This is a genomic window from Streptomyces sp. NPDC091972 (assembly GCF_044756385.1).
Lineage (GTDB): Bacteria > Actinomycetota > Actinomycetes > Streptomycetales > Streptomycetaceae > Streptomyces.
The window spans coordinates 510,100-522,155 of record NZ_JBIVSV010000002.1; the positions used below are offsets into that span (position 1 = coordinate 510,100).

A 12,056-nucleotide genomic window follows, 5' to 3' on the forward strand; every position below is an offset into this window, starting at 1 on the left:
GTACCTGCGTCGGCTCTCCCGGCGTTTGTAGCCCCGTACGAGGAGCCCTGTCAATGTTTTGTCCAGACATTCGGACGAGACCTTGACAGCGCTTGCTGCGCGAACCGAAGCTGACCGGCATGACAGCGCCCGCACCTCAGCCCTCACTGTCCCGCATCCGGATCGGCTCGGCTCCGGACTCCTGGGGCGTGTGGTTCCCCGACGACCCCCAGCAGGTCCCCTGGCAGCGCTTCCTCGACGAGGTCGCCGACTCCGGCTACGAGTGGATCGAGCTGGGGCCGTACGGGTACCTGCCGACCGATCCCGCGGTCCTCACCGAGGAGGTCACCCGGCGTGGCCTGAAGGTGTCGGCCGGGACCGTCTTCACCGGCCTGCACCACGGCGAGGCCGTGTGGGACAGGACCTGGGCGCATGTCGCGGACAACGCGGCGCTCGCCCAGGCGATGGGAGCCAGGCACCTGGTCGTGATCCCGTCGTTCTGGCGGGACGACAAGACGGGCGAGGTGCTGGAGTCCGACACACTCACGCCCGAGCAGTGGCGCAACCTCAGCTCGCTGACCGAGCGGCTCGGGCAGCGGGTGCGCGACGAGTACGGCCTTCAGATCGTCGTCCACCCGCATGCCGACACCCACATCGACAGCGAGGAGAACGTGGTCCGCTTCCTCGACGCGACCGACTCCTCCCTGGTGTCGCTGTGCCTGGACACGGGCCACTACGCCTACTGCGGCGGCGACAGCGTCAAGCTGATCGAGGCGTACGGCTCGCGGATCGGGTACCTGCACCTCAAGCAGGTGGACCCGGAGATCCTCGCGGACGTGCGGGCCAAGGGGACGCCGTTCGGGCCGGCCGTGGCGCAGGGCGTGATGTGCGAGCCGCCCTCGGGCGTGCCGGAGCTCGGTCCGGTGCTGGAGGCGGCGCAGAAGCTGGACGTGGACCTGTTCGCGATCGTCGAGCAGGACATGTATCCGTGCGAGCCGGACAAGCCGCTGCCGATCGCCCGGCGGACCCGGGCGTTCCTGCGGTCCTGCGGGGCGTAGCCCTCCGGCTGCGGGCGCGTGCCGGACCGGCCGCGGAGGCCGGTGGCCCCCGATGTCAACGCGCCGCGCCCGCACGCCCGCGTACGCCTTTGCGTCACCTCTGTCACGAAGACCACTTCCGTGTCACACATGTCGCGTGTACGCGGGCCCCCCGTCACACCCCGCGCACAGACCCTGACCGCGGGTCACCGCGGGTCGTTCACCGGGCACAGGCTTTGTGATCGCCAGCGCAGCGCCCGGTACCCCCGACGGCCGTTCCCGGCCGCCGCCGCGGTGCGCGCGGGGAGGTGCACCACATGACCGACCGAAGGCTCTGGTCGTACAAGGAGATCGCGGCGCACATCCGTGTGCAGCCGGACACCGTGCGGTCGTACCGCAAGCACGGACTGCTGCCGCCGCCCGACCACGTCGAGGGCGGCAAGCCCTTCTGGTACGCGGACACCGTGCGCGCGTGGGTCGCGTCCCGGCCGGGGAACCGGGGGCGGAGGGAGGACTAGGGCGACGCCGGAGGGAGCAGCGCCGCACCCCGTCCCGCCGACCCGAAAAAGGCGGGCCGGCAGGGGACGGCGTCTGGCACAGTCGGCCCATGAGCGACTTCTCCGTGAAACCCGTGCTCACCGGCGAGCGGACCGTGCTGCGGCCGTTCACCGAGGCCGACGCCGAGGTCATGGCGGAGATCATCGAGGACCCCGAGGTCGTCCGCCTCACCGGAACCCCCGCCGGCGAGCTCACCCCGGAGCGGCTGCGGTCCTGGTACGGCTCCCGGTCCGCGCAGACCGACCGCCTCGACCTCGCCGTCACCGACCGCGCCACCGGCGAACTGGTCGGCGAGGTCGTCCTCCACGAGTGGGACGCCCAGGCCCGGAGCTGCACCTTCCGCACCCTCATCGGCCCCCGGGGGCGCGGACGCGGGATCGGCACCGAGGCCACCCGGCTCATCGTCGGCCACGGCTTCGAGCGGCTCGGCCTGCACCGCGTCGAACTGGAGGTCTACCGCCACAACGCCCGCGCCCTGCGGGTCTACGAGAAGGCCGGGTTCACGGTCGAGGGAGTGCGGCGGGAGGCCGATCTGCGGGACGGCGAGTGGGTGGACTGGGTGGTCATGGGCCTCCTCGACCGCGAGTGGGCCGCCCTCAACCCCACGGCTCGATGACCGTCACCCCCGCTCCGGGGGCCGTGCCCATCGCCGCGAGGGCGGCCGGTGCCGCGTCCAGCGGGATGGTGGCGGTGACCAGCAGGTCCGGTCGCAGCACGCCCGCCCCGACCAGCTCCAGCATCGGCGGGTAGGTGTGGGCGGCCATGCCGTGGCTGCCGAGGAGAGCGAGCTCCAGGGCGATCGCGCGGGCCATGGGCACGGGGGTCCTGCCGTCCGCCGAGGGCAGCAGGCCCACCTGGACGTGCCGCCCGCGCCGGCGCAGCGACTCGACGGAGGCCGCGCAGGTGGCCGGGGATCCCAGGGCGTCCAGGGACACATGGGCCCCGCCGCCGGTCAGCTCACGGACCGCCGCCGCGGTGTCCCGGGTGCCGTTCGCGTCCACGCACTCCGTCGCACCGAACTCCTTCGCCAGGGCCAGCGCCCCGGGAGACACGTCCACGGCGACCACGCGGGCCCCCGAGGCCGCCGCGATCATCACCGCGGACAGGCCGACCCCGCCGCAGCCGTGCACCGCGACCCACTCCCCCGCGGCGGCCCGCCCCTGCTGCACGACCGCCCTGAACGCCGTGGCGAAACGGCAGCCGAGGGAGGCGGCGGTGGCGAAGGTCATGTCCGGCGGTACGGCCACGAGGTTCACGTCGGCGTGGTCCAGCGCCACGTACTGGGCGAACGAGCCCCAGTGGGTGAAGCCGGGCTGGGTCTGGCGCTCGCAGATCTGGTGGTCGCCGCTCGCGCAGGCCGCACAGGTGCCGCAGGCGCAGACGAAGGGGACGGTGACCCGGTCGCCGGGGCGCCAGTCGCGCACGCGGGGGCCGACCGCCTCCACCACGCCCGCGAGTTCGTGGCCGGGCACGTGCGGGAGGGTGATGTCGGGGTCGTGGCCCTGCCAGCCGTGCCAGTCGCTCCTGCACAGGCCCGTGGCCTCCACCCGGACGAGTGCTCCGTGCTCCGCCGGGTGGGGGTCGGGGACGTCCCGCACCTGTGCGGGTTCGCCGTAGTGTTCGAAGACAACCGCTCGCATCCGCGCCTCCCTCGCCGTTTCCGTTGGCCGGTCCATCGTGACTGGTCACCGGTCCGCCGCCGCCACCCGGCCCACGACTCTTGGAGAAATACCCCCTAGGGGTATAGGCTGTGACTCAACAACCCCACACGCCTCCACGAGGAGAACGACATGACCGCCCAGACCGACACCCCGGGTTCCGTCACCGCCGTCTACAAGGTGAGCGGGATGAGCTGCGGGCACTGCGAGGGTTCCGTTTCCGGCGAGATCTCCGAGATCGCGGGGGTCAGCTCGGTGAAGGCGGTCGCCTCCACCGGCGAGGTCACGGTCGTGTCGGCGGAGCCGCTGGACGAGGAGGCCGTGCGGGCCGCCGTGGACGAGGCCGGTTTCGAGCTCGTCGGCAAGGCCTGACCGCCCTGAGGAGTGCCGTGCCGGGCCGCCGGGCGACCGACGGCCCGGCACGGCCCGTCGCACTGTTCCCCGCGCCCCGAAGGAGCGCGGACGAACCGTTTCTGGAGTAGGGAACATGTCCACCACGGCCCCGACAGCGCCCGTGTCCGAGGTCGAACTCGTCATCGGCGGGATGACCTGCGCCTCCTGTGCCGCCCGGGTCGAGAAGAAGCTCAACCGGATGGACGGCGTCACCGCCACGGTCAACTACGCGACCGAGAAGGCGAAGATCGTCTACCCCGCGGGCGTCGAGATCGCCGATCTGGTGGCGACCGTCGTGAAGACGGGCTACACGGCACAGGAGCCGGCGCCCCCGGCACCGGAGCCCGAGGACCCGGACCCCGAGCTCGCGGCCCTGCGGCAGCGGCTCCTCGTCTCCGTCGCGCTCGCCGTCCCGGTCGTCGCGCTCTCCATGACCCCCGCCCTCCAGTTCGACAACTGGCAGTGGCTCGCCCTGACCCTCGCCTCGCCCGTCGTCGTCTGGGGAGCGTGGCCGTTCCACAGGGCCGCCTGGACGAACACCCGGCACGGCGCGGCCACCATGGACACGCTGGTCTCGGTCGGAACCCTCGCCGCCTTCGGCTGGTCCCTGTGGGCGCTGTTCTTCGGCGACGCGGGCATGCCGGGCATGCGGGAGCGGTTCGAGCTCACCGTCGGCGGCATGGACGGCGCCTCGACGATCTATCTCGAGGTGGCCTCGGGGGTCACCGCCTTCATCCTGCTCGGCCGCTACCTGGAGGCCCGCGCCAAACGGCACGCGGGGGCGGCCCTCAGGGCGCTGATGGAGCTCGGGGCCAAGGACGTCGCCGTCCTGCGGGACGGGCGCGAGGTGCGGATCCCGGCGGAGCGGCTGGCCGTCGGGGACCGGTTCGTCGTACGGCCCGGCGAGAAGATCGCGACCGACGGCACCGTCGTCGAGGGCTCCTCGGCCGTGGACACCTCCCTGCTGACCGGCGAGTCGGTCCCGGTGGACGTCGGGGTCGGGGACGCCGTCACCGGGGCGACCGTCAACGCCGGCGGGCGGATCGTCGTCGCGGCGACCCGGATCGGGTCCGACACCCGGCTCGCGCGGATGGCGAAGCTCGTGGAGGACGCGCAGAACGGCAAGGCCCAGGTGCAGCGGCTGGCCGACCGGGTCGCCGCGGTCTTCGTGCCGGTCGTCATCGGCATCGCCGTGGCCACCTTCGGGGCCTGGCTCGGCGCCACCGGGGACACCGTCGCCGCGTTCACCGCGGCCGTCGCCGTGCTGATCATCGCCTGCCCGTGCGCGCTGGGTCTGGCCACCCCGACCGCGCTCATGGTCGGCACGGGGCGCGGCGCCCAGCTCGGCATCCTCATCAAGGGCCCGGAGGTCCTGGAGTCCACGCGGCGCGTCGACACCGTCGTCCTGGACAAGACCGGCACGGTCACCACCGGCCGCATGACGCTTCAAGAGATCCACGTCGCCCAGGACGCCGACGAGAAGCAGGTGCTGCGGCTCGCGGGTGCCCTGGAGCACGCCTCCGAGCACCCGGTCGCCCGGGCGGTCGCCGCGGGCGCCGAGGAGCAGGCCGGACCGCTGCCGGCGGTCGAGGAGTTCGAGAACGTACCCGGCAAGGGCGTACGCGGGCGCGTGGAGGGCCACGAGGTGGCCGTGGGGCGCCTCTTCGACGTGCTGCCCGCCGAGCTGGCCCGCGCGAAGGAGGAGGCCGAGCGGGGCGGTCGTACGGCTGTCGTCGTGGGGTGGGACGGCGTGGCCCGCGGAGTCCTGGCCGTCGCCGACGCGGTCAAGGAGACCAGCGCCGAGGCGGTGCGGTCACTGCGGGCCCTGGGGCTGACGCCGGTACTGCTGACCGGGGACAACCGGACGGTGGCCGAGGCGGTGGCGCGGGCCGTCGGGATCGACGAGGTCGTCGCCGAGGTGCTGCCCGAGGACAAGGTCGAGGCCGTACGGCGGCTGCAGAGCGAGGGCCGGGTCGTCGCGATGGTCGGCGACGGCGTCAACGACGCGGCCGCGCTCGCCGCCGCCGACCTGGGACTCGCCATGGGGACCGGGACCGACGCGGCGATCGAGGCGGGCGACCTGACGCTGGTGCGCGGTGATCTGCGGGTGGCCGCGGACGCGATCCGGCTCTCCCGGCGCACCCTGTCCACGATCAAGGGCAATCTCGTGTGGGCCTTCGGCTACAACGTGGCCGCGCTGCCGCTGGCCGCGGCCGGGCTGCTGAACCCGATGATCGCCGGGGCGGCGATGGCGTTCTCCTCGGTGTTCGTGGTGACCAACAGCCTGCGGCTGCGCGCTTTCCGTTGAGGATCCTTTGACGGACCCCCTCTGGAGTCCGGAGCCACGCTCACATAAGCTCTTCACAAGACTCGCGCATCGTCCTTACGCTGGGGTCCCGGCCACCTATCCGGGCTCTTGCGTATCTAACGGACATTTGCAAGAGACGCAGATCACAGTGATGCGAACGTAACCATCGAAGGGGTTCGAAGGTCTAAGTTGGCGATGTCAGGCAGCGTCTTGGGGGGCGTTGACTGACGTCTGAGGATGTCTTGGGGGACTTCCTCGGAGCTGCGTTGCCGGGGCACGCACTTAGGGAAGCTTTGAGCGGCCCTCCCGACCGTGCGCTGTCCCGGCAGACCGCACACTGGAGTAGTACGAGGAGTTCTGCTCGTTCTGCTCAAACAGCAGTACCGGAAAGACAGCGATTCAGGCGCTGGTCTCTCAGACGCCCGGCCGGATCCCGTGGGGGGAATCCGCACCGGGACATGGGAAGGCGCCCTGGACGCCGGCCCGTGGGGGGACCGTCGCCAGGGCGCCTTTCGCTTTGCGGATTCAGCCGGACCGCGGTTCGTCGTCGGCTGCCGGCCGGTGGGGGCTGGTCGCGCGGTTCCCCGCGCCCCTGAAGAAACAGGTCAGCCCCGGCACCGGCGTTTGTCAGCGCTGCTCGACCGGGATGAAGTCCCGCTCCACGACACCCGTGTAGATCTGGCGCGGGCGGCCGATGCGGGAGCCCGGCTCCTTGATCATCTCGTGCCACTGAGCGATCCAGCCCGGGAGGCGGCCGAGGGCGAACAGGACCGTGAACATCTCGGTCGGGAAGCCCATGGCGCGGTAGATCAGGCCCGTGTAGAAGTCGACGTTCGGGTAGAGGCTGCGCGAGACGAAGTAGTCGTCGGAGAGCGCGTGCTCCTCCAGCTTGAGCGCGATGTCCAGCAGCTCGTCGGACTTGCCGAGGGCCGAGAGGACGTCGTGCGCCGCCGCCTTGATGATCTTCGCGCGCGGGTCGAAGTTCTTGTAGACCCGGTGGCCGAAGCCCATCAGCCGGACGCCGTCCTCCTTGTTCTTCACCTTGCGGATGAAGGAGTCGACGTCACCGCCGGAGGCCTGGATGCCCTCCAGCATCTCCAGCACGGACTGGTTGGCGCCGCCGTGCAGCGGGCCCCACAGGGCGTTGATGCCGGCCGAGATCGACGCGAACATGTTCGCCTGCGACGAGCCGACGAGGCGGACCGTCGAGGTCGAACAGTTCTGCTCGTGGTCGGCGTGCAGGATGAGCAGCTTGTCCAGGGCCGAGACGACGACCGGGTCGAGGTCGTACTCCTGCGCGGGCACCGAGAAGGTCATGCGCAGGAAGTTCTCGACGTAGCCGAGGTCGTTGCGCGGGTAGACGAACGGGTGGCCGATCGACTTCTTGTAGGCGTACGCCGCGATCGTCGGGAGCTTGGCGAGCAGGCGGATCGTCGAGAGGTTGCGCTGCTTCTCGTCGAAGGGGTTGTGGCTGTCCTGGTAGAACGTCGACAGGGCGGAGACCACCGACGACAGCATGGCCATCGGGTGGGCGTCGCGCGGGAAGCCCTTGTAGAAGTTCTTGACGTCCTCGTGCAGCAGGGTGTGCTGCGTGATGTCGTTCTTGAACACCGAGAGCTCGTCGACGGTCGGAAGCTCACCGTTGATCAGGAGGTAGGCGACCTCCAGGAAGGTGGAGCGCTCGGCCAGCTGCTCGATCGGGTAGCCGCGGTACCGGAGGATGCCGGCCTCACCGTCGAGGTAGGTGATGGCGGATTTATAGGCCGCGGTGTTGCCGTAGCCGCTGTCCAGGGTGACCAGACCGGTCTGGGCGCGGAGCTTCCCGATGTCGAAGCCCTTGTCGCCGACGGTGCTGTCGATCACCGGGTAGGTGTACTCGCCATCGCCGTACCGCACTACTACAGAGTTGTCGCTCACGTCATCCCTCACCGACGTTGTGCCTCTTCTTCGAGGTTGCCCTGACTGTCTCTACCATCCCCCATTTGGCGCAGGAGAGTGCACTCGGGGTCGGCCGTTGGGCGTATCAGCGGCACTGAGTGCCGCCAACTTGCTCATCCTGCCCCTCCCCACCCGCTTCCGGAAGGGCTCTGTGACCCACGTGACTCATTTGATCGATCATTTTTTGTGTTGTCTCACGATTGACGCCCGTCACAGGACCGAGAGCCGGTAATCCAGCGCCGTGCAGCGCCGTCCCGCCGAGACCGTGCGCACCGCCTGACCGATCGCCTTGCGCGAACCGACGAGGACGACCAGTTTCCTCGCCCGGGTGACCGCCGTGTACAGCAGGTTCCGCTGGAGCATCATCCAGGCGCTGGTGGTGACCGGGATCACCACGGCCGGATACTCGCTGCCCTGGGAACGGTGGATGGTCACCGCGTACGCGTGGGCCAGTTCGTCCAGCTCGTCGAACTCGTACGGCACCTCCTCGTCCTCGTCCGTCAGCACGGTCAGGCGCTGGTCGACCGGGTCGAGCGAGGTGACCACGCCCACGGTGCCGTTGAAGACACCGTTGGTGCCCTTCTCGTAATTGTTGCGAATCTGGGTGACCTTGTCGCCGACCCGGAAGACCCGGCCGCCGAACCGCTTCTCGGCGAGGTCGGGGCGGCCCGGGGTGATGGCCTGCTGGAGCAGGCCGTTGAGCGTGCCGGCGCCGGCGGGGCCGCGGTGCATGGGCGCGAGCACCTGGACGTCCCGGCGCGGGTCGAGACCGAACTTGGCCGGAATCCGACGGGCCGCCACGTCCACGGTGAGCCGGCCGACCTCCTCGGTGTCGTCCTCGACGAAGAGGAAGAAGTCCTTCATGCCGTCGGTCACGGGGTGCTGCCCGGCGTTGATCCGGTGGGCGTTGGTGACCACGCCGGACTGCTGGGCCTGGCGGAACACGCGCGTGAGGCGCACCGCGGGGACCGGACCGCCGTCGGCGAGGAGGTCGCGCAGGACCTCTCCGGCGCCGACGCTGGGCAGTTGGTCGACGTCCCCGACGAACAGCAGGTGTGCGCCCGGGGGTACGGCCTTCACCAGCTTGTTGGCGAGCAGCAGGTCCAGCATGGAGGCCTCGTCGACCACCACCAGGTCGGCGTCGAGCGGACGGTCCTTGTCGTAGGCCGCGTCACCGCCGGGCTTCAGCTCCAGGAGGCGGTGCACGGTGGAGGCGTCGGCGCCGGTGAGCTCGGCCAGACGCTTGGCGGCACGCCCCGTCGGGGCGGCGAGGACGACCTTGGCCTTCTTGGCGCGGGCCAGTTCCACGATCGAGCGCACGGTGAAGGACTTGCCGCAGCCGGGGCCGCCGGTGAGGACGGCGACCTTCTTGGTGAGCGCCAGCCTGACGGCGGCCTCCTGCTCCGGGGCCAGGTCGGTGCCGGTACGGGACTTCAACCAGCCCAGCGCCTTGTCCCAGGCCACGTCACGGAAGGCCGGCATGCGGTCCTGGTCGGTGCGCAGCAGGCGCAACACCTGTGCGGCGAGGGAGAGTTCGGCGCGGTGGAAGGGCACGAGCCAGACGGCGGTGACCTCGTGGCCGTCGGGGCCGGGCACCTTCTCGCGTACGACGCCCGGGTCGCCGGAGTCCTCGTCGGGCAGGGCGAGTTCGGCGAGGCACTCGATGACCAGGCCGGTGTCGACCTGGAGGAGCTTGACCGCGTCGGCGATGAGCTGTTCCTCGGGGAGGTAGCAGTGGCCCTGGTCGGCGGACTGCGAAAGGGCGTACTGGAGGCCCGCCTTGACGCGCTCCGGGCTGTCGTGCGGGATGCCGACGGACTGGGCGATCTTGTCGGCGGTGAGGAAGCCGATGCCCCAGACGTCGGCGGCGAGCCGGTAGGGCTGGTTCTTGACGACGGAGATCGAGGCGTCGCCGTACTTCTTGTAGATGCGCACGGCGATGGAGGTGGACACCTCGACGGTCTGGAGGAAGAGCATGACCTCCTTGATCGCCTTCTGCTCCTCCCAGGCGTCCGCGATCTTCCTGGTGCGCTTGGGGCCGAGGCCGGGGACCTCGATGAGCCGCTGCGGCTCCTCCTCGATGATCTTCAGGGTGTCCATGCCGAAGTGCTGGGTGATGCGGTCGGCGAAGACGGGGCCGATGCCCTTGACGAGCCCTGAGCCGAGATAGCGCCGGATGCCCTGGACGGTGGCCGGCAGGACAGTCGTGTAGTTCTCCACGGTGAACTGCTTGCCGTACTGCGGATGGGAGCCCCAACGCCCCTCCATCCGCAGGGACTCCCCCACCTGGGCGCCGAGCAGCGCGCCGACGACGGTGAGGAGGTCGCCGCCGCCTCTGCCGGTGTCGACGCGGGCGACCGTGTAGCCGTTGTCCTCGTTGGCGTACGTGATGCGCTCCAGCACGCCTTCGAGCACGGCCAGCCGTCGTTCACCCGTGGAGGCCCCCGCCTGATTGGACATGCCCCGACGGTACCGCCCGGCAGTGACAGCCCAGGGGGGCGGCGGGGTTGAGCGGCAGTCGTGCGTGCGGGGGCCTGCTCTGGAGGGCGTGCGGTTCGCCGTGGAGAGGGAGGCGGAGGGCTGCCCCGGGGCTCTCGGGACAGCCGCGGGGGGGGGGTGCCGGGTGCCGCTCGGGGGGCAGCGGCGCGCTGGACGCGGGGCGCCGCCTGGGGCGGGACAGCGGCGCGGGGGACGCCGGGTGCCGCCCCCGGGGGGGGTGCGGCGCGGGGGACGCCGGGTGCCGCCCGGGGCGGGACAGCGGCGCGGCGAGGTGGGGCGCCGCCCGGGGCAGGACAGCCGCGCGGGGAGGTGGGGCGCCGCCCGGGGCAGGACAGCCGCGCGGGGAGGTGGGGCGCCGCCCGGGGCAGGACAGCCGCGCGGGGGGACGCCGGGTGCCGAGCCAGGGGGACAGTCGCGCACGAGATGCCGTATGCCGCACCGGGCGGGACAACCGCGCGCGGGACGCCCGAGGTGCCGCGCCGGACGGGACAGCCCCGCACGAGGTGCCTGGGTGCCGCCTGAGGGGGGGGCAGCCGCGCGCGGGACGCCCGTGTGCCGTCCGGTCCACGCCGGAGCCGGGCAGCTTGCCCTGAACACAAAGGGGCGGAACCTGTCCCCGGGAGGGGTGCGGGTCGCCGCGCGTGGGGCTCCCTGTACCGCCCGGGTCCCAGCGGGTGGTGTGTGACCTCCGGGAAGCGGAAGCGCGCAGCCTGTACGGGGAGCTGCGGCTCGCCGCGCGGGGCTCTACGTACCGCCCAGGTCCCGGCGAGCGACGCGTGATCCCCGGAGTACGCAGGCACACGGCCCCCACGGGAAGCCGCGGGCCGCCGCGCGGGGCTCTACGTACCGCCCAGGTCCCGGCGAGCGACGCGTGATCCCCGGAGTACGCAGGCGCACGGCCCGCCCGGGAAGCTGCGGGCCGCCGCGCGGGACTCTACGTACCGCCCCAGTCCCGGCGAGCGACGCATGATCCCCGGAGTACGAAAGCGCACGGCCCGCCCGGGAAGCCGCGGGCCGCCGCGCGGGGCGTCCGCCGCCCCCAACCCCCGCGCGCCGCCCTACCGTTCGCCACGAACACACACGCCGAGCGCCCGCCAGGAGACGCCTCGGAGGCGCCCAACAGCCAAGGGAACCCCCGCGCCCGACACACCGCCGGCCCCGCTACCCCGTCTGTGACGTCACATGGTCGATCACCGTCCGGAAGTCCTCCGTCGGGGAGAACTCCACGAACTCGCAGTCCTCCAGGGCGACGGGGACATGGCCGGGTCCCCAGTAGTACGCCTGGCCCGCCTCGTACTCCTCCTCGCCGGAGGGCGTGAGCATCTTGAGCCGGCCCTTCAACAGGTAGCCCCAGTGCGGGCATTGGCACGCGTCGCCTTCGAGGCCCTTGAGGGCGGGGCCCATGTCCGTGCCCTCCGGGAGCCGGAGCCAGCCGACGGACATGCCGCCGCCGATGGGCTGGGTGCGCACCTCCACACCGTCGCCCGCGAGGGCGACGGGTACGTCGTCGCGAGTGGCCGCCGTCATGACTCCTCCGCTCCGGCCCGGGGGGCCTCGGGGAAACGACTCCTGTCCCTTCCAGCCTGGTCCGCGTCCGCGCGACCCGCGACATCACGATCCGGTATCGAGGTCTTGCCAACCGCCGTGTAATCGATTCCAATCCTCGTTACACGAACTCGTGTAATC

9 protein-coding genes are annotated in these 12,056 nt (G+C 71.5%); 5 read left to right on the forward strand and 4 right to left on the reverse strand.

Going from position 1 to position 12,056, the window contains the following annotated elements; translation table 11 throughout:
* The first annotated feature begins 119 nt into the window (after positions 1-119).
* The 3 genes from ACIQJT_RS07550 to ACIQJT_RS07560 all read left to right on the forward strand — a co-directional run bounded on the left by ACIQJT_RS07550 (position 120) and on the right by ACIQJT_RS07560 (position 2,190).
* Positions 120-1,037, forward strand: coding sequence for a sugar phosphate isomerase/epimerase family protein (locus ACIQJT_RS07550; RefSeq protein WP_402640746.1), 918 nt, complete (start codon positions 120-122; stop codon positions 1,035-1,037).
* Between the two features lie 296 nt (positions 1,038-1,333).
* Complete coding sequence (locus ACIQJT_RS07555) at positions 1,334-1,534, forward strand: AlpA family transcriptional regulator (protein ID WP_020116516.1); 201 nt, start codon at positions 1,334-1,336, stop codon at positions 1,532-1,534.
* 89 nt (positions 1,535-1,623) lie between these two features.
* A complete protein-coding gene (locus ACIQJT_RS07560; RefSeq protein ID WP_365450064.1) occupies positions 1,624-2,190 on the forward strand; it encodes a GNAT family protein in 567 nt (188 codons plus the stop codon).
* On the opposite strand, the gene ACIQJT_RS07565 is transcribed toward ACIQJT_RS07560, so the two are convergent.
* A complete protein-coding gene (locus ACIQJT_RS07565) occupies positions 2,171-3,214 on the reverse strand; it encodes a zinc-dependent alcohol dehydrogenase family protein (protein WP_402640749.1) in 1,044 nt (347 codons plus the stop codon). The two genes, ACIQJT_RS07560 and ACIQJT_RS07565, sit on opposite strands and share 20 nt — an antisense overlap.
* Positions 3,215-3,364: 150 nt before the next feature.
* Here ACIQJT_RS07565 and ACIQJT_RS07570 point away from each other — a divergent pair, with 150 nt between their 5' ends.
* Entirely contained in the window at positions 3,365-3,604 is a 240-nt protein-coding gene (locus ACIQJT_RS07570) for a heavy-metal-associated domain-containing protein (protein WP_031037814.1), read from the forward strand.
* Positions 3,605-3,719: 115 nt separating this feature from the next.
* The gene (locus ACIQJT_RS07575; protein WP_402640752.1) at positions 3,720-5,933 is read left to right on the forward strand and encodes a heavy metal translocating P-type ATPase; all 2,214 of its coding nucleotides are present in this window, start codon (positions 3,720-3,722) and stop codon (positions 5,931-5,933) included.
* A 627-nt stretch (positions 5,934-6,560) separates the two neighbouring features.
* On the opposite strand, the gene ACIQJT_RS07580 is transcribed toward ACIQJT_RS07575, so the two are convergent.
* The 3 genes from ACIQJT_RS07580 to ACIQJT_RS07590 form a co-directional block, all read right to left on the reverse strand.
* Positions 6,561-7,850, reverse strand: a complete 1,290-nt coding sequence (locus ACIQJT_RS07580) for a citrate synthase (RefSeq protein WP_365450058.1) — start codon at positions 7,848-7,850, stop codon at positions 6,561-6,563.
* 231 nt (positions 7,851-8,081) lie between these two features.
* Complete coding sequence (locus ACIQJT_RS07585; RefSeq protein WP_365450056.1) at positions 8,082-10,331, reverse strand: ATP-dependent RecD-like DNA helicase; 2,250 nt, start codon at positions 10,329-10,331, stop codon at positions 8,082-8,084.
* A 1,200-nt stretch (positions 10,332-11,531) separates the two neighbouring features.
* On the reverse strand, positions 11,532-11,897 hold the full coding sequence (locus ACIQJT_RS07590) for a hypothetical protein (protein WP_402640755.1): 366 nt from the start codon (positions 11,895-11,897) through the stop codon (positions 11,532-11,534).
* Positions 11,898-12,056 lie beyond the last annotated feature (159 nt).

Bases quoted from the DNA above. Each gene is read 5' to 3' on its own strand.
- ACIQJT_RS07550 (WP_402640746.1), top strand. From the start codon at position 120: ATGACAGCGCCCGCACCTCAGCCCTCACTGTCCCGCATCCGGATCGGC.
- ACIQJT_RS07555 (WP_020116516.1), top strand. From the start codon at position 1,334: ATGACCGACCGAAGGCTCTGGTCGTACAAGGAGATCGCGGCGCACATC.
- ACIQJT_RS07560 (WP_365450064.1), top strand. From the start codon at position 1,624: ATGAGCGACTTCTCCGTGAAACCCGTGCTCACCGGCGAGCGGACCGTG.
- ACIQJT_RS07565 (WP_402640749.1), bottom strand. From the start codon at position 3,214: ATGCGAGCGGTTGTCTTCGAACACTACGGCGAACCCGCACAGGTGCGG.
- ACIQJT_RS07570 (WP_031037814.1), top strand. From the start codon at position 3,365: ATGACCGCCCAGACCGACACCCCGGGTTCCGTCACCGCCGTCTACAAG.
- ACIQJT_RS07575 (WP_402640752.1), top strand. From the start codon at position 3,720: ATGTCCACCACGGCCCCGACAGCGCCCGTGTCCGAGGTCGAACTCGTC.
- ACIQJT_RS07585 (WP_365450056.1), bottom strand. From the start codon at position 10,331: ATGTCCAATCAGGCGGGGGCCTCCACGGGTGAACGACGGCTGGCCGTG.
- ACIQJT_RS07590 (WP_402640755.1), bottom strand. From the start codon at position 11,897: ATGACGGCGGCCACTCGCGACGACGTACCCGTCGCCCTCGCGGGCGAC.